Genomic DNA, 20,019 nt, shown 5'->3' on the forward strand with positions numbered 1-20,019 from the left:
CCTATAACTTGTAACGTATGGTTACGAATATCAAAAAAATACTTGTTGCAAATCGCGGCGAAATCGCGCTTAGAGTGATTCGCACTGCTCAAGAAATGGGAATACAAACTGTAGCTATTTATGCGGCATCCGACCGCCAAGCACAGTATGTAGAGATGGCAAGCGAAGCGTACGCGCTTTCTGGAGACACGTACAGAGACACTTATTTAAACGAAGACGCGATTATAGACATTTTGCATAAAAGCGGAGCGGATGCTGTGCACCCAGGCTACGGATTTTTATCGGAAGTAGCGAGTTTTGCGCAAAAGGTGATTGATGCTGGCGCTGTGTGGATTGGTCCGAAGCCAGAAGCGCTTATTGATTTAGGGGATAAAATAACCGCTCGGCGCGTGGCAACTCGCGCTAAAGTGCCGCCCGTACCAGGCATATCGGAGCCTGTAAAAGACATTCGAGAATTGTTGACTTTTGCGCAAACACACGGCTACCCGGTTATGATGAAGCGCACGGATGGCGGCGGCGGTCGCGGAATAACCGTTGTGCACAACGATGACGAGCTTCGCGGATTCTACATGAACCACGACGCTTTGCAAGGCGGCGACCTTGACGAGTACTTTATTGAGCGTTTTATAGACAAGGCGCGCCATGTGGAAACACAAGTTGGCCGCGATTCGCATGGAAACTTCACCATATATTCCACGCGCGACTGCTCGGTGCAACGCCGAAACCAAAAGTTGGTTGAGGAAGCACCAGCGCCATTCCTTACCGATGACGAGAACGCGCAGCTTCACCGATATTCTCGTAACCTATTTGAAGCTGTTGACTACGTTGGTTTGGGCACGTGCGAATATATGGTGACATCTCAACACAAAGTTTACTTCTTGGAAGTGAACCCACGATTGCAAGTGGAGCACACAGTTAGTGAGGAAGTTAGCGGACTAGATCTTGTGCGCGAACAGCTTACGATTGCTGACGGCGGTGAGCTTACGCAAAATCACCCTTCGCGCGGGCATAGCTTTGAGCTTAGAATCACTTCGGAAGACCCAGCAACGAATCTTACGCCTAGCGCAGGCACACTAACAAAAATCGAGTGGCCATCTGGACCTGGAATCCGTGTGGATTCTGGAGTAGAAGTTGGAGATAGCGTGTCTCCAAAATTCGACTCCATGATGGGCAAGCTTATTGTTACGGCTCAAAATCGCGATGCGGCGATTGCTCGCGTAAGACGCGCGCTTAAGGAGCTTTGCATTGAGGGAGTGCCCACTCCTGCTAAGCTTTTTGAGCAAATTTTTAACGATCCTGATTTTACAGCGCAAGATCACGATTTTGATATTTCTACAAAATGGCTTGAACACAAGTATTTGAACCGCACTGCTGCAGCGGCAAATGGCGGACAGCCTGCTTCTTTGGATTCCAATAAGTCTGGTGAAGACGCGCAAAATAAGACAACTAAAATGGAGTCTTTTGTAATAGAAGTAGACAATAAGCGCGTAAAACTTACGATTCCGCAAGATATTGTAGACAATCTTACTGGCTCTGCGCGAGTTAGAGGCACAGTTCGCGCATCGCAGCCGCTTAGAGGACGAGGATTAAGAGGAGATACTCACAAGTCGGAAACTCCAAAGGATGCTCCTGGAGTGATTTCTGCTCCAATGCAAGCTGTGATTACACGCGTAAACGTTGCGGAAGGTCAGAACGTAGCAAAAGGCGATTTACTTGCTGTTCTTGAATCTATGAAAATGGAAAACTACGTTTATGCACCTGCAGCTGGCGTAGTTACTGGCATTTTTGTAGGGCCTGGAGATGGTGTAGAAGCAGGCGAAAAGCTTGTAACAATTGACGTGACTAAAGGCGGTAGTGCAAAATGAGTGCGCTTACTAAAGATACTGCACAAGTTGCAAAAGATGTTAATAAAAAAGATGTTAATAAAGACGCAAAAACTATGCAAAATGCGCAGCCTACGCAGCCTCAGCGTGGAAAATCAGCCGTAGAACACGCGGCTCGCCTTGCTAGAGACGCCGAGCAGAATGCTTTAGAGCGCCAGCATGCAAAGGGAAAATCCACAGCAAGAGAGCGTTTGGATTTGCTTTTTGATACGGGAACGTTTGAAGAAATCGGCCGCTTTAACGGTGGAGACATAAATAACGATATTGCAGGATGCGCTGTAATCACGGGCTTTGGCGAAGTATACGGCAAAAAAGTGGCATTTTATGCGCAGGATTTTTCCGTTCGTGGCGGCACGCTTGGACGCGCTGAAGGACAGAAAATATGCCATCTTCTAGACATGGCGTTGCAGCTTGGAGTTCCAGTTGTTGCCCTAATCGACTCGGGTGGCGCTCGCATTCAAGAAGGCGTTAACGCGCTTACGCAATATGGCAGAATCTTCAAAAAAACTTGTGAAGCAAGCGGTTTAATTCCGCAAATCTCACTAATTCTTGGACCTTGCGCTGGTGGTGCAGTTTATTGCCCTGCTCTTACGGATTTTATAATCATGACTCGCGAACACTCCAACATGTTCGTAACTGGCCCAGATGTTGTTAAGGCAGCTACTGGCGAGTCGATTAGCATGGACGATTTAGGCGGTGGATATGTGCATAACTCCACTTCGGGCGTTGCTCACTATTTGGGCGAAGACGAGGCAGACGCCATTGACTATGCGCGCACAATCTTGGCTTATTTGCCGCAAAATTGCAATCAAAATCCGCCAACATTCGCATACGCTGCCACGCGCGCAGACAGAGAAACCGCTAAGCAGCTTGCGACTATTGTTCCGAGCAACGATCGCCAGCCGTACGACGTTTTAGACGTTATTCGCGCAATCGTAGATTATGGCGAATTTGTGCAAGTTCAAGAGCTTTACGCAGCATCCGCAGTAGTCGGTTTTGCTTGCATAGAAGGTCATCCTGTTGGAATAGTGGCAAATCAGCCTAAAGTCAATGCTGGAATTCTAGACGTTAATTCTTCCGAAAAAGTAGCGCGATTTGTGCGATTGTGTGACGCGTTTAATCTTCCTGTTGTAACTCTTGTAGACACTCCTGGATACAAGCCAGGGTCGGATCAGGAGCACGCGGGCATTATTCGCAGGGGAGCAAAAGTGATTTACGCGTACGCAAACGCGCAAGTTCCGCTTGTCACTGTGATTTTACGCAAAGCTTTTGGTGGAGCATACATTGTAATGGGCTCAAAGTCTATGGGTGCAGACTTTAACTACGCTTGGCCTACTAGCCAGATAGCGGTTTTGGGTGCTCAAGGAGCTGTGAACATTATTCATCGCAAGGATTTGCAAAAAGCAAAAGAGCGCGGACAAGATGTTGACGCTTTAAGAAAAAAGCTTGTTGAGAATTACGAAAATACCACTGTAAACGCGAATCTTTCTCTGGAAACTGGCCAGATTGACGCAATGATAGATCCAGAGCAAACAAGAGATGTTATTGCTAATTCTTTGAAGATTTTAAGAAGTAAAAAACGTGTTTCGAGAACAGGGAAGCATCATGGAAACCAGCCAATGTGATTTGGGAATAATTTGGGAATAATTCGGAAAGCACTCAAAAGTCGCCAGCAACCGCGCATAAAGCGACCAAAGATAAATAAATCCAAAAAACACAAATAATCCAAAAAGCACAAATAAATTTTAAAAATAAAACTTAAACCCACGAACAAAGGAAAATAAAATGACAACATACTTATTTGACCAGCTCGCACAAACACCACACATTCTTACCTTCGCAGGACAATCCACACCATGGGTGCAAGCCTTAAAAGAAACACAAAACGATGCAGAATTAAATAAAGAATTACGCGAATATAACAAATTAGCAAAAACTTTACTATCAAACATATATCCACAGTTATTAGCAAATGCTGGAAGTGACATAAACGTATTCGATTCTTTAGAAAATTCTAAAATCAACACAGCCAGCGCACAATTAAGCGTACCAGGAATCACAATTGCTCAGCTTGCAAGCGTAAGAGACCTAACAAACTTAGGCTACAACTTTGAAGTAAACAAGCCAATTGCAAGCCTTGGACACTCTCAAGGCATAATAGCCGCAAAAATAGTAGAAGCTCGTATAAAAGCAGGGTCATGGCAAAACGCGCAAAACCAAATAGCTGAACTTATAGCAATCGCATACATAATCGGAGCAGCAGCAGACCGCGAAGCGCGAATGTTAGAAATCAGTGGAAACGGCGAAAAAACACCAATGCTATCGCTAAAAGGTGTGACGTTTGAACAGGCAAAAGCCTTGATTAAGCGAGTAGAAAGAACCAGAGGCGTTATATCAATCGCAGTTAAAAACTCGCGAAATCACATTGTGCTATCAGGATATCCAGAAGACATGGAAGCCGTGCAAAATCAGGCACAGAAAGAGTCGCAGCGCTCCAAAAAAATGCGCGAAATGAAGGAACGAGGCGGATCGGTTTTTGCGCCAATCGCAGAGTATTTAGATGTTACAGTGCCATTCCATTCTCCAATCATGAAACCTGCTGTAGAACAAGTTGAAGCCTGGGCAAAGGACGCAGGATTAGATGCTGAACTTGCACTAAAGCTTGCAAACGCTGTGCTAGTAGAGCCAGTAGATTGGGCGAAGCAAATAGAAAAAGTTTTAAATAACGTGAATGCGCGAGAGCTATACGTACTAGACATGGGTCCAGGAGAAGTGCTTGGCAAGCTAACAAACGTGCTACTACAAGGAAGCGGAGCTGGCGTAGTAGAAGTCGGGACAATGAACGCGCGCGCAAAAGCAAGCACAACTAGCGCTGCAGAAGCTGAATTATTGCGTACTGGCTGCTGGGAGGATTTTGCGCCGCGAGTAATCGATACTCCAGCTGGAAAGAAAGTTGTAACAAAATTCAGCAAGCTAACAGGCAAAGCTCCTGTGCTTCTTGCCGGCATGACTCCAGCCACAGTAGACCCAGAAATTGTAGCCGCCGCAGCCAACGCAGGATATTGGGCAGAACTTGCAGGCGGTGGACAAGTAACAGAAGAAGTATTCGACAGACACATGGACTCTTTGAGCAAGCAATTGCAAGAAGGAGCAACCGTAGAATTCAACGCCATGTTTATGGACCGCTATTTGTGGAATTTGCAATTTGGCAGCAAACGTATAGTTCCAAAAAAGCGTGCTTCTGGAGCGCCAATCGACGGCGTAGTAATTTCTGCAGGAATCCCAGAGTTAGATGAAGCGAAGGAACTTGTTGAAACTCTTCAAGCCGACGGATTCCCGTATGTTGCTTTTAAGCCAGGAACAGTAGAGCAGATTCGCCAAGTAGTTCGCATTGCAAAAGCTGTTAAGCCAGCAACAATTATTGCGCAAGTAGAAGGCGGATCTGCAGGCGGCCACCATTCATGGGAGTCGCTAGATGATTTGCTGATTAGCACTTATGCTCAAGTGCGCGAATGCAATAATTTGGTGCTTGTAGCAGGTGGCGGAATCGGCACTCCTTCGCGCGCTGCCGATTACATTAGTGGCGAATGGTCCAATAAGTACGGTTTGCCAAATATGCCAGTAGATGCTGTGATGATCGGCACGGCAGCAATGACAGCAAAGGAAGCGCACACAAGCGCGCAAGTTAAGCGCATGTTGGTGGAGACGCCTGGAATCACAGAAGCAAATGATGCGTGTGTGGAAGGTCTTGGCGCAAGTGAAGATCCGTTTGCTCCGATTGGAGAGCGCTGGGTGCCTTCTGGAAAGGTTGTTGGCGGAGTAACAAGCGGATTAAGCCATTTGCACGCGGATATTTACGAGATTGAGAATGCGTCCGCGCGCTGTGGTCGTCTTCTTGTTCATATGATGAAGCATCCAGAAGAGCTTTCTAGCCGCAGAGATGAAGTGATTCGCGCGCTTAACTCTACTGCAAAACCATATTTTGGCGATGTTGAAAATATGACATATACCCAGTTTGCGCAGCGATTCCTTGATTTAAGCTATCCTTGGGCAGATCCTACTTACGCGGATCGCTACCTGCATTTGTTACAGCGTATTGAAGCGCGTTTAATAAGCCAAGATTCTGGCGAATTTACTTCGATTTTGCCAGATATTAAGCAGGTTGCTGAAAATCCTCAGTCTGCTCTCGATTCTCTTGTGCAAGTTTTTCCTAATGCGAGCACGATGAACGTTGTTCCAATGGATGCTGCGTGGTTCCCAACCTTGGTGCGTGAATATCCTAAGCCAATGCCATTTGTGCCAGTAATTGACAATGATCTTCTTCGCTGGTGGGGTCAGGATCAGCTTTGGCAGTCGGAAGATTCGCGATATTCTGCGGATGCTGTGCGAGTAATTCCAGGACCTATTTCTGTTGCAGGCATAATCACAATGGATGAGCCAATCGCGGATATTTTAGGAAGATTTGAGGCTGCGGTTATAAATCGTTCGGTTGCTTGCGACTTGCCTCTGGGCTTTAATCAAAACGCGTTTAGCCAAATAGACTGTGCGCAAAATGTTGAAGAATATGTGCGCTCATGTCCGAATATTTCTTGGATTGGTCACGTAACCAATAATCCTGCTTATAAGACGCAAAATAATAGTGAAAACTATGTTATAACCGTAATAAGTGAAGAAAATAGCGTAATTAAGCTTGATCTAGACATTAAACTAGACACGTTCTGGGATGAGCACGAAGCCGACAATGAAAATAGTGGTAAAAATAGCGTAAAGAACAGCGGCAAAAATCATGCTGTTAGAGATATCGTAATTCCGCTTATTGTAGACGCAAAGCGTGCTGGAAGCATACCAGTAGTCGACCGCGAGCGACTACCAAAACACGTTTATAACATGTTGGCAGCAACCGCAGGCATTGGAAATACTGCGATTACTGGAGATGTTTTAAGTGAAATGCCAAAAGTAGACGCAAGCCAAGAAGCGTGCGAGCAAGTTAAAAAAGAAATAGCTTGTGGAAAAGCTAACAAATCAGCCTGTGAAACAACATGTGAAACAGCCTGCGAAATACCATTTGGCGTGGTTAAATCAGCATACACGCTTTCTAGAAACCTAGGAATCGACCACGAATCTGCTACAGCTGGACGCCTGCCAGAAGGTTTGCAAGCATCAAGAATCGTGCCAGACGCGCTAGTAGGTCCAGCATGGCCAACAATATACTCAGCACTAGGATCTGTAATGGTAGACGGATACCCAGTAATTGAAGGACTACTCAACGCAGTACATTTAGACCACCTAATAGAACTAGATTTATCTACAGACGACCTGCAAAAATATGTTGGAACACGCATAAACCTCACTGGTTGGGCAGAAGATTACGCCGAATCAGCTTCTGGGCGAGTAGTGACAATACACATAATTCACAATGCGCAAGACGGAACAAAAATCGCGCACGAAACAGAACGATTCGCGATTCGTGGACGAAGCTACAGTGCAGCACTACCAAAGTCTGCTCCAGAATACGGAGATGCGGCAGAATTACACGGATTTAGCGTAGACAACACGCCTAGAAGAGCGCTTAGACGCGTCGTAATTCGCGCACCTAAAGACATGACAGCTTTTGCGCGCACATCAGGTGACTTTAACCCAATACACACATCCAAAAGAGGAGCCGCAATCTCTGGACTTTCCGCACCTCTAGTACACGGCATGTGGCTTTCAGCAGCAGCTCAGCATGTTGCTCAAGCATTGGATGAAAAAGGCGCACGCTATGATCTTGTTGGCTGGACGTACAACATGTACGGCATGGTGCAGCTTAACGACGAGGTAGAAATTACCGTAGAACGAGTAGGGAAAGTACGCCGCGGAGGGCTAGCGCTAGAAATCACATGCCGAGTAAACGGGCAAATAGTTTCTAAAGCGAGCGCACTTACACGCGCGCCGCGAGCAGCATTCGTATATCCAGGACAAGGTATTCAAAAACAAGGAATGTCATTGGATGAGCGCGCCAAATCGCCAGCTGTGCGCGAAACTTGGGAGCGCGCAGACAAACTCACTCGCGAAAAACTAGGATTCTCAATTCTTGCTGTAGTGCGAGATAATCCTAAGGAATTAACAGCAAATGGCGTAACATATCGTCATCCAGAAGGCTTGCTCAACTTAACACAATTTACTCAAGTTGCGCTCGCTACTGTTGCTTTTGCGCAAACCGCTCGCTTAAGAGAAGCAGGATGCGATATTTGGCCTGCGTATTTTGCTGGTCACTCGCTTGGCGAATACAATGCGCTAAGCTCCTTCGCTCAAATTATTCCGCTAGAAACCGTGTTGGAACTCGTGTTCCACCGCGGATCTACAATGCATCACTTGATTGAGCGAGATGAGCAAGGACGATCCAACTATCGAATGGGTGCTTTGCGTCCAAACCAGTTCGGTGTGGACGATGATGGTGTAAACGCGTACGTTGAAGGAATCTCTAAGCAAACTGGCGAATTCTTGCAAATCGTAAACTACAATTTGGCAGGTCAACAATACGCAATAGCAGGCACAATAAAAGGTTTGAAAGCTTTGGCTCAAGATTCTGCCAAGAGGGCTAAAGAGTATGGCGGCAAGCCTCCATTCATGTTTGTTCCAGGAATTGACGTGCCGTTCCACTCTCGAATTCTTCGAAAGGGTGTGCCAGAATTCCGCGACAAGCTCGATTCGCTGCTGCCGAAGCATATTGATTACTCTGTGCTTGTAGGCCGTTACATTCCAAACCTCGTGGCTTGCCCGTTTGAGCTTACGCGAGAATTTGCGCAAAAGATTTTGGATGTTGTGCCATCTGAGCGCATTGAAGCAGCTTTGGAAGATGAAACTACGTGGAAATCTTATGCAGAGGATGAGCAGAAGCTCGGTAGATTGCTTCTTACGGAGCTTCTTTCATGGCAGTTCGCTTCTCCAGTTCGTTGGATTGAAACGCAGGCTCTTATGTTTGCCGATCGCGCTCGCGGTGGTCTTGGCGTTGAAGAGTACGTTGAAGTTGGTTTAGGAAACGCGCCAACTTTGGCAAATCTTGGTGCTAAAACTCTTGCTTTGCCGGAGTTTAGTGGCGAAAAAGTGACTGTTTACAACGTTGGTCGTGACGAAGGTCGCGTTTATATGACTGACACTGATTCGCTTGTGCCTGAAGTGTTTACTGAGGAAGATAGTCAAGAAGCAAGTAGCACTGCTGATGCGACTACTGCTCCTGCAGCTCCTGCAGCAAATGTTGTCTCTGCTGCTCCTGCAGCTAATGCAGCCGCAAGCGGACCTGTAGCAGACTTGCCATTCAAAGCATCCGACGCAATCTCAATGCTTATTGCGTATAGTGCAAAAATCCGTCTTGACCAAATCGGCGACACTGATACAACTGATACGCTTACAAATGGCGTATCTTCGCGCAGAAACCAGCTTCTTATGGATATTAGTTCCGAGCTTGGCGTGGCAAGCGTGGACGGTGCTGCAGAAGCTCCAATGAGTGCGCTTAAAAAGTTAGTTGATTCGGTTGCTCCTCGCTATAAAGCTTTTGGTGCCGTGCTTTCCGATATTGTGCGCGAACGTTTGCGTGCGCTTTTCGGTGCAGCCGGTGTGAAACCAACGCAAATTGACAAGCGAATCTCTGAAGTCTGGAAACTTGGAGAAGGCTGGCGTGCGCACGTTCTTGCGGCTTTGGTTTTGCAAACGCGTGAAGGTGCTAGCGTGCGCGGTGAAAATCTTGCGCAACTTTCAACTGATCCTGCAAAGAATACTGCTGCAGCTGACGCTTTAATCGACGCAGCAATTGCACAAGTTGCTCAAGCTCACGGCGTTAGCGTTTCTCAGCCTGGTGCTGCTGGCGCAGCCGGCGGTGCTGTTGTTGATTCTGCAGCTCTTGACGCTTTCGCTCAGCAGGTTGTTGGCGCAGATGGCATACTTGCTGCAACTGCTAAGTTTGTGCTAGCAAAGCTTGGTGTTGAGGCTCCTAAAGCAGAAACTGAAAGTGACGAAAATGCTGCTGTTGTGTCTGCTGTTGAAGCTGAGCTTGGTGCAGATTGGCCAAAGCAGGTGGCTCCTCGATTTGATGAGCGAAAGGCAATTCTTTTCGACGACCGCTGGGCTTCGGCTCGCGAAGACGTTGCTCGCTTGTACTACAAGTATGCTGGAAAGAATGTTGATATTCAGGTAAATGAAGTTTCTGAAATCTTAAATGATTTTGGTAGTTTCCTTGGTGCAGGGGAAGCAGTAGCTTCGGAAGCTGAGTGGTTTGCAAGTCTTTCTAAATCTCGCGAATTAAACAATCTTGCAACAGTATTTAATGGTATTGCTCGCGATTCTCGCACTAAACTTGCGCAAAACAACGTCGATACTGCTCAAGCAACTCGTTTTGCAGGAGAAGTTGCAGTAGTTACAGGCGTTGCTCCTAACTCGATTGCTGCTCGCGTAGTAATGGGCTTGCTTAAGGGTGGAGCTACGGTTATTGCAACTTCGCACAGTTTCAAGCCGAGCGTTAAGTCTTGGGCAAAGAAAGCGTATCGCGAAAACGCTCAAATGGGCGCAAAGTTGTGGCTTGTGCCAGCAAACTTGTCTAGTTATCGCGATGTCGATGCGCTTGTAAAGTGGGTTGGCACAGTTTCGAAGAAAGTTAGCGGCGCAACTACTACTATTTTGAAGCCTGCTTACGAGCCGAGCATGTTCTTCCCGTTTGCAGCTCCACCAGTTCACGGTACTTTGGCTGATTCTGGTTCGCTTTTTGAATCGCAATCGCGCTTGATGCTGTGGGGTGTGGAGCGTGCAATCGCCGGATTTGCACAAATTGGAGCAGATACAGATGTACAACATCGTATGCACGTTGTGTTACCTGGCTCTCCAAACCGCGGTATGTTCGGCGGCGATGGTGCTTATGGCGAAGTCAAGAGTGCTTTCGACGCGATTGTGAACCGTGCGCATGCAGAAAGTGTGTGGTCGGATCGCGTGACTTTTGCGCATCCTAAGATTGGATGGGTGCGTGGAACCGGCTTAATGGGTGGAAATGATCCGCTTGTGGCTGTAGTTGAACGTCATGGATTAACTACCTACTCAACGCAAGAAATGGCAGATCGTTTGCTCGATTTGTGCACGAAGGAAGCGCGCGAACAGGCCGCAATCGCGCCTTTGAACGTTGATCTTACGGGTGGATTAGGCAAGGAGCCTCTTGATTTGAATGCTCTTCGTGCAGAAGCACTGGAAGATCAGAAGCGTGCTGAAGCTGCGGAAGCTGCAGAAGAAGCTGCAGAATCTTCTGTTAAATCAACTGCTAAATCAACCAACAAAGCACTTCCAACGCCTTACGTGCCAACTCAGCCGCGAGTCAACTTGGCTGATTGGAAGAACGTAACAGCGCGTCCAGAAGACGAAATTGTAATCGTCTCAGTCGGCGAACTTGGACCATGGGGTTCCGGACGTACTCGTTTCGAAGCAGAACTTGGAATTCGCGAAGACGGTTCCGTGGAGCTTTCTGCAGGAGCAGTACTGGAATTGGCTTGGAATATGGGCTTGCTTACTTGGCAGGATTCACCAAAGCCAGGCTGGTATGATGCGGATGGCACGCTTGTTCCAGAAGAAGATATTGCAGAGAAATATCGCGATGAAGTAGTAGCACGTTCCGGTATTCGACCATTCGAAACCGGCATGGGCGGCGACTACAAGGATGGAGCGAACGAAGAAGAAGCAGAAATCTTCCTCGATCACGACGTGAGTTTCAGCGTTCCAACAGAAACAATTGCGCGCGAATACGTGGCGCTTGACGAATCGCACACTGAGATTGCTCGCGATGCAGAATCTGGCGAATGGACTGTTACGCGCAAGGCAGGTTCTATGATTCGCGTGCCGCGTAGGGCTGCAATGACCAGAACCGTCGGTGGACAATTCCCTAAGGGCTTCGATCCGCTGAAGTGGGGTATTCCAGCTTCAATGGTTGGAAGTGTTGACACGATTGCGCTGTGGAATATTGTCACAACTGTAGACGCTTATATTTCTGCTGGTTTCACGCCTTCGGAGATTTTGCAATCTGTGCATCCGTCGATGGTTGCTTCCACGCAAGGAACCGGTTTCGGCGGCATGAGTTCAATGCGCAAACTGTACTTGGATCGCTTCCTTAACCACGAAATTCCTACGGACGTATTGCAAGAGGCGCTTCCAAACGTTGTTGCAGCTCACGTAATGCAAACCTATATCGGCGGCTACGGAAATATGGTTCAGCCGGTGTCTGCATGCGCAACTGCAGCGGTTTCGCTCGAAGAAGGCGTCGACAAGATTGCTCTCGGCAAAGCTGACTTCGTAGTAACTGGCGCAATTGACGATATCGGTGTGGAATCCGTAGTTGGCTTCGGCAATATGAACGCAACTGCCAATAGCGAAGAAATGTATGCGAAGGGCATCGATCCACGATTCTTCTCTCGCGCAAACGATCGCAGACGCGGCGGCTTCCTTGAAGCACAAGGCGGCGGTACGATTTTGGTTACGCGCGGCGATATTGCTTTGAAGCTTGGTTTACCTGTTGCTGGCGTAGTCGGATTCATTCATTCGTATGCTGACGGTATTCACACTTCTATTCCTGCTCCGGGCTTGGGTGCTTTGGCTGCGGGCATGGGTGGAGCTAAGTCTAAGCTCGTGCGTGATTTGGCAGCTCTCGGCGTTACTCCGGACGATATTGCTGTGGTTTCTAAGCACGATACTTCTACGAATGCAAACGATCCGAACGAATCCGAGCTGCACAATACTCTTGCGCACGCAATCGGACGCACGGACGGAAATCCACTGTTCGTAATCAGCCAAAAGACGCTGACCGGACATGCAAAGGGTGGTGCGTGCATCTTCCAAATCAACGGTTTGACACAACTGTTTAGAAGTGGCGTAATCCCTGGAAACGCATCACTTGACTGCGTGGATCCTAAGCTTGCGCGCGACGACCACATGGTTTGGTTGCGTGAGCCGATGCGCATTGGTGATGGTGCAGGTTCTTGTGCAGTGAAGGCTGCTCTCGCAACTTCGCTCGGCTTCGGTCACGTTAGCGGATTTGTGGCATTAGTTCACCCTGGTGCGTTTGAGGCTTCTGTGGCAGCTAGCGCTGGTGCGGATGCGCTTAAGAATTGGCGTACCAAGGCGAATGCGCGTTTGGCTGCGGGCCAGAGGCGATTTGAGGAAGGCATGATGGGTCGATCTGCTTTGTTCGAGCCTGTTGAGAATCGTCACTTGCTGAAGGATGGCACGCGCCTTCCGGATGGCACTCGCTACGATGGTCACGAAGCAGAAAAAGCTATGCTGCTAAACCCAGACGCTCGCCTAGATGCAAGCGGCTACTATTGCTAGCGTAGACATGAGTGTGGCTAATCTACAATAGCGATTTTCCCGAGAATGTTGCTCAAATCGGCGTGTTGAGCTACAAAGTCGGGAGATTTTTCCCGAGAATGTTGCTCAAAACGGCAAAATCAACAACAAAATGCGGAAATGTTGCTCGCGCGGATTAGCCGCGCTGTTCCTAACGGCTATTAGTAGCCGTTAGGCTGATTTGGCATGTAAAGTCCACTGGACTTTACATGCCAAATCACGCTTTGACTGATCTTGAAATGCGTTATGCAATTTCAAGATCAGTCAAAGCGCCCATGCAAGTCGATTCGACTACAAGCGTAACTGATATAGCAGTTGTATTTTTGACTTTTGTAAAAATTGCAAAAGTGTTACAATAGCTCCTTACGTGCAAAATTGCGAAAAATTCAATGTGCTTATGGCGATTTGCGTTCAAAATAAGCAATCTTATGTGTAAACCAAAGTTGGTTGTAATAAGAAGTGAAACATAGTTGTGTCACCTATAGTTTTCATGTTTTGCATGGAATAAAACAATATAGAAGCATGTTTGTGCCAACGGAGGAAAGGATATGCAGATGGTCGCTCATCGCCACCTTGCGTCGAAAATAGTTTCTATGATTGCAGCGAGTGCAATGTTAATAACAGGTTTTGCTGTTGTTGGCAATGCAAGCGCTAGTAGTGAGTCTAGTAGTGAATCTAGTAATCCTCAATCTAGCAATCTAACTCTTAACCGTAAGGGCGTTATTGTTACTGCATTCCAGCAGAATTGGAAGAGTATTGCTCAAGAATGCAAAACAACTTATGGTCCTGAGGGTGTTAAGTATGTGCAGGTGTCTCCTCCAAATGAGCATGTAAAGGGTACTCAGTGGTGGACTTCTTACCAGCCTGTGAGCTATAAATTAAAGTCAAAACTCGGTACTGAAAATGAGTTTAAGAGCATGATTGACACTTGCAAAGTTGCAGGCGTTGAAATCATTGCGGATGCTGTTATTAATCACATGACTGGTGCTGGTGACACTCATACAGAGGGTGTTGGTGGAAGCCAATATAGCGCTGCTAAAGAAGATTTCCCAGATGCTGGATATAAAAAGGATGATTTCCATCAAGATGCTAGGAATATTGAGCACTATAACAATGCTGAGGAAGTGTGGAATCGCAGGCTTGTTGGCTTGCTTGATTTGGATACGTCAAAGCAGCATGTGCGAGAGACTTTAGGTAAGTACTTTGCTCATTTGCTCAAGCTTGGTGTTGCTGGCTTCCGTATCGACGCAGTAAAACATATTTCTCCAACAGATATGGCTGCGATTAAGAAAGCTGCTGCTGATGCTGCGCACACTACGCCTGACAAGATTTGGTGGATGCAGGAGACGATTGGCAATCCTTCTGAAGCTAAAGAAATACAGCCAGATAAGCATTTAAACGAAGGCGAAGTCAACGAATTCCAATATTCTTACCGATTAAAGAACGATTTTTATGGCTCAATATCGAATCTAAAGAATATTACTAATGGACTTGTTCCAAGCGATAAAGCTTCAATTTTTGTTACTAATTGGGATACTCCTCGAGAAAATTATGTGCGCACGCTTACCTATAAGGATGGTCCTCGCTACGAGCTTGCAAATGCGTTTATGCTTGGCTACCCTTACGGAAACCCAAACATTTACTCGGGGTATAGGTTTGAGAATGGTCATAAGGATGATGGTGCGCCTGGAGCGACTGAAGATAAAGTTGAAGATGTAGATTGTTCTCCAATAACTGGTTGGCAGTGCACTCAGCGTTGGACTTCGATTCGTGGAATGGTTGGCTTCTTTAATGCTGTAAATGGTGCTCAAGTCACTAATTGGCAGGAGAGTGACAATAATAACATTGCATTTAGCCGCGCAGGCAAGGGCTTCTTAGCAATTAACAATACTCCAAACGCAAAGAAAGTTTTGTATACTACTGATTTGCCAAATGGTGAGTATTGCAACGTTTATGCTGCGGGGAATTGCTCTAAGACTGTTAAAGTTACAGATGGCAAGGTTGCTGCGACTATTGCTCCTTATTCTGCAATTGCTTTGCATGCGGATTCTAAAGCAGATAGCGCTAGTAAAGCTGGTCCAGCACGTGATGAATCTGATCCAAAATACAATGTTGACGATGCTAAAGACCAGTCAACAACTGTCTATTTTAATGCTAAAAATAAAGCAGGTAATCCAAGTTCTGTAAATATTCATTATCAAATCGGCAATGGATCTTGGACTGCAGTTCCTGGTAGACCAATGCGCAAAGTTTGCGATGGTTGGTTTGCAAGAACAATTCCTAATAATGGCAAGCAAATTACTGCTGTATTTAATGACGGTGGAAGTAATTGGTATAACAAGAACAATAAGTCTAGAGAAAACTTTGAAATTCAAGCTGGTTCGAAAACTTATGTAGTAGATGCCGATTTGAAAGGTTCTGAATCTGCTAGCATTCCTTGCAAGGTTGAGGACACATCTTCAAAGCCTACTGAATTAAAGACAAAGATTGTTATTCACTATAAGCAAAAATATGGTGACAATCGCCATATGGGCGTCTATATCTGGGGTCTTAAAAATGCAGATGGTCAAGAGATAAAAGGTGCTTGGCATGAATTCAATGGTCAAGACGCTTTTGGTAAGACTTACGCAGTTGAAGCTGATGGCACTTACGAGAGCGGAAAAGTTGGATTTATTATTACCGAGAAACCCGTTGATGGTCAGGACTGGCATAAGGACGGCGGAGATCGTAATATCTGGCAAATCGAAGATGGTGTTGGCGAAGCTTGGGTTTACGGAGGAGATTCAAATACTTTTGCAGAACCTCCATCTGAAGTCTCTAACAAGCTTAATAGCATTAAAACATTAAATGTTACTGTTCACTACCGCAGAACAAACAAGGATTACGCTGGTTGGAATCTTTGGACTTGGTGCGGTAGTGAGAAGGGCGTAAAGCAAGATTTTACGGCTCATGATGATTTCGGTAAGATTGCAGAATATACATTCCACAATGATTCTGGCATAAAAGATTCAAAGTTTATTGTGCGCTATTCTATGCAAGGCAACGATTGGGTTTCTAAAGATCCTGGCGAAGGCGATCGCCCAATTCCTGCAAAAGCAATTACTTTAAGCGAAGATGGTAACACTGGTAATGCTGAAATCTGGCTTATGCAGGGCGATAGTAGAGTTTACTTAAGCCCAAACGTAATCAACACGAAGGCTAATGCTATTGATGCTGATATTACGTCTTTTAAGGAATTTACTGTAAACGTGAGCGGCGACCCTTCGGAAGTTGAGAAGAAAAATGTTACTGTAACTGATGTTACAGATTCAAAGAAAAATCAACACAAGACAATAGATATTTCGCAAGTTGCTGTTGTGGATAATAGGATCGTAATCACTGCAAAGAACGAATTAGATCTTAAGAAAATGTATGAAATCAACATTAAGGGTGTTGGTGGAATGCCTAAAACAGTGTCTGCTTCAACTGTTAAAGGTTCTAAGATTGTTCGCACTGATGAGTTTGATCAAAAGTATGCGTACACAGGCGATGACTTGGGTGCTGTTGTAAAAGATGGTTCTACGACTTTCAAGCTTTGGGCGCCAACTGCTGCAAAAGTGGAGTTAGTAACTTATAAGTCAACTGATGAAAAAGCGCAAGAAGATAAAAAGCAAGATATGACTCTTGGCACAGAAGATGGAAAGCTTGGCGTGTGGAGTATTACTACGAGTGATGCAAAAGCTGGCACTGCTTATACATACAAGGTTTATTTTGCAGATGGCACTGTTAATAATTCTCCAGACCCTTATGCAAAAGCTGCTGTGCGAAATGGAATGAGATCCGTTGTATTCGGTGGCAATATGGCAACACCTGTATCTCGTAAGGCATCATTTGGAAAGCGTCCAACTGATGCGACTATTGCAGAAATGAATATTCGCGACTTTTCGATTCATGAAAGTTCTGGCGTAGATGTTGCAAAGCGCGGAAAGTATCTTGGTGTAATTCAATCTGGTGCTAAAAAAGATGGCAAGCCAACTGGCTTTGATTATTTGAAGTCCCTCGGCATCACTCACGTGCAAATCATGCCAATGTATGATTTTGGTTCTGTGAACGAAGATCTTAAAGTTGACTATGCAGAGAAGAACGACAAAAATAATCCTCATCAAAACTGGGGATACGATCCAATCAACTACAACGTTCCAGAAGGCTCCTATGCGTCTGATTCAGCAAATCCTGCTACGCGTATTACGGAGCTAAAGCAAATGGTTGAAGGTTTGCATAAGGCTGGCTTGCGCGTGATTATGGATGTGGTTTATAACCACGTTTATAACGCGCAAAAGAACGCTTTTGGCCAAACTGTGCCAGGCTACTACTTCCGTTACAACGATGACGGCAGCTTGTCTAATAGATCTGGTTGCGGAAACGATACTGCTTCAGAGCGCAAAATGATGCGAAAGTATATTGTTGACTCTGTAAAGTATTGGGCTAAAGAGTACGGTATTGACGGCTTCCGTTTTGATTTGATGGGATTGATTGACCTTGAAACCATTAAGGAAGTGCGTGAAGCTATTCATGCAATTGACCCGAACTCGATTATTCTTGGCGAAGGCTGGGATATGAGCCAATTGCCTTATGGAAACCGCACTATTCAGCCTAATGCGTATAAGCTTGCTGAAAATAATGGCGTTGCGTTCTTTAACGATTCCTTCCGTGATGCTGTAAAGGGTCAAGGAGATGATGATGTTGCTGGATTCGTGTCTGGAAACAGAGGCAGCGACAATCTTGTAATGCAAAATCTTTACGGTTGCCAGCCTGGAAACGCAAGCTGCACTGGTAGGCGCTACGCGAATGCTGGTCAGACTGTGCAATATGTTGAAGCTCACGACAATCTTAATCTTTACGATAAGTTGAAGAAATCCTTGCCTAATGAGACAGAAAAGAATCTTAAGAAGCGAGTAATGCTTGCTAATTCGCTTGTAATGTTTGCGCATGGCATGCCATTCTTTGAGCTTGGTCAAGAGTTCTTACGAAGCAAGAATGGTAATGCTAATAGTTACAATGCTGGCGACGGTGACAATTCCGTTAAGTGGGATCTAGTTAAAACGAATGAAGATGCTGTCGAGTACTTCAAAGCGTTGATAAAGCTAAGAAACGAGATTCCAGCTTTACGAGATTCTGAATATTCTGATGTTAACAATAATATGCATTGGATTAAGAGCAGCGATGGTATTAACGCATTTAGTGTTGACAACAACGGTAAAACGTATGTGTTTATTTTCAATGCTAATAGTGGTGAATTTACTGTGAATATTGGCAAAGGAAAGTATCGCGTGCGCATTGCTGATGGGAAAGCTAACAGCAATGATGAGTCAGTGTGTCCTGAAGCATCTGTAGATGACAATGGAAATTACAAGGTTTCTGCTCTTTCGACTTCAGTACTTGTGAAGGATGCTGAAAAGAAGAACGACAATCCTTTTGCAAATATTAATGTTGATGATGTTCTCAAATATAAGATGAATCCTTTGGATATCAATAAGTTGAAGGATGAATCTAAGCCTGGTACGCAGAAGCCGAATCCATCTACTCCTGGGAATGAACAAACTCCTGGTACTGTTACTCCATCACCTCAGCCACCTGTTCCTGGTCCTGTAGTGCCAAATCCGGCTCCAGCGCCTGGCCCTCATCCTCAGCCTGGTTCTAATCCTGTGAATCCGGCTCCTCAGCCAGCGCCAGTTCCAACTCCAACTCCTGGAGAAACTCATCCTGGAACTCATGAGCCAAATTCATCTACGCCTGGTCGTGAGCAAACTCCTGGAGACTCTGATACTGAAAATCATCCTGCTCCACATACTTTAGTCCCAGATGTGGGTACTGCTCCTAGTAATTCCGAATCAGGTTCTGCATCCCAGCAAGGCTCTAAGTCTAATACGCCTGCTCATGAACCTAATAATAGTATTGAATCTAAGCCTAATGCTGAGTCTCACTCTACTTCTGAATATCAAACTCATTCAAAACCTAAGCAGAATGTGCATGAAAATTCAGATCAGTCTAAACCAGCTAAAACAAAACCTGAATCTTCCTCAAATTCTGCTGTATCTGCGCCTGCTAAGCCATCATCAGCTGCTCCAACTCCTACTGCACCGGCAACAGTGCAGCAGCTTAAGTCAGAGCTAAGAGGAACTCTGCTAGTACGAGACAATAATGTTGCGAATGCTGGAATTGTGAACAAAGTAAACATTCGCATTCAAAACGGCGAGTTTATTGAACGTCTGAATCGTGAAGGTATTGCATATGCTTACGCATACATCTACTCGTCTCCGCGATTGCTTAAAGGCTCCGACGGTTCAAAGTATGTTACTGTACGAATGGTGAATGGCGTGCCTCAATTCGATGCAATATTCCCAGCTGGATACTCTGGTAAACACACTGTTCTACTTGTAGACGAGAGTGGCAAACAAATCGCATGGACTGAAGTAACTGTTGTAGATAATGGTGTTTCAAAGCGTGGTGGATCTATGCTTCAAACAGGAAGCAACATTGTTTATACTTTTGCGCTGTTCATTATACTTACATTTGTTGCAGCTATTGCTCGTTATAAAGTTGCATTTAGATAGATTTGTGGCTTTGAGTTTTAAAGCGTCGCGCGCGAGAGCACTTTTGTAGTGCGTTTGCTTTGACTGAGCTTGAAATTTCATAACGCATTTCAAGCTCCTTCAAAGCGTGATTTGGCTTAAACGTAAAGTCCAGTGGACTTTACGCGCCAGATCAGCCGAGCGGCTACTAATAGACGTTCGGAATCACACGG

Annotated in this window: 4 protein-coding genes; all 4 read left to right on the forward strand. The window is 45.8% G+C overall.

The window, feature by feature from the left end:
- The first annotated feature begins 17 nt into the window (after nt 1–17).
- Entirely contained in the window at nt 18–1,865 is a 1,848-nt protein-coding gene (locus HXT55_RS01855) for an acetyl/propionyl/methylcrotonyl-CoA carboxylase subunit alpha (protein ID WP_004138642.1), read from the forward strand.
- Nucleotides 1,862–3,508, forward strand: a complete 1,647-nt coding sequence (locus tag HXT55_RS01860) for an acyl-CoA carboxylase subunit beta (RefSeq protein ID WP_421792304.1) — start codon at nt 1,862–1,864, stop codon at nt 3,506–3,508. Before HXT55_RS01855 ends, HXT55_RS01860 begins: the two co-directional genes overlap by 4 nt.
- 160 nt (nt 3,509–3,668) lie before the next feature.
- On the forward strand, nt 3,669–13,217 hold the full coding sequence (locus tag HXT55_RS01865; RefSeq protein WP_421792306.1) for a fatty acid synthase subunit beta domain-containing protein: 9,549 nt from the start codon (nt 3,669–3,671) through the stop codon (nt 13,215–13,217).
- Between the two features lie 572 nt (nt 13,218–13,789).
- Nucleotides 13,790–19,828 (forward strand): type I pullulanase, encoded by a 6,039-nt coding sequence (pulA, locus tag HXT55_RS01870; RefSeq protein ID WP_421792786.1) that lies wholly within the window; start codon nt 13,790–13,792, stop codon nt 19,826–19,828.
- Nucleotides 19,829–20,019: the final 191 nt, after the last annotated feature.

This window comes from Gardnerella sp. KA00718 (genome assembly GCF_049244285.1).
Classification (GTDB): Bacteria; Actinomycetota; Actinomycetes; order Actinomycetales; family Bifidobacteriaceae; genus Bifidobacterium; species Bifidobacterium vaginale.

Coding starts and splice junctions, on each gene's coding strand:
- HXT55_RS01855 (WP_004138642.1), top strand. CDS start 18: ATGGTTACGAATATCAAAAAAATACTTGTTGCAAATCGCGGCGAAATC.
- HXT55_RS01860 (WP_421792304.1), top strand. CDS start 1,862: ATGAGTGCGCTTACTAAAGATACTGCACAAGTTGCAAAAGATGTTAAT.
- HXT55_RS01865 (WP_421792306.1), top strand. CDS start 3,669: ATGACAACATACTTATTTGACCAGCTCGCACAAACACCACACATTCTT.
- pulA (WP_421792786.1), top strand. CDS start 13,790: ATGGTCGCTCATCGCCACCTTGCGTCGAAAATAGTTTCTATGATTGCA.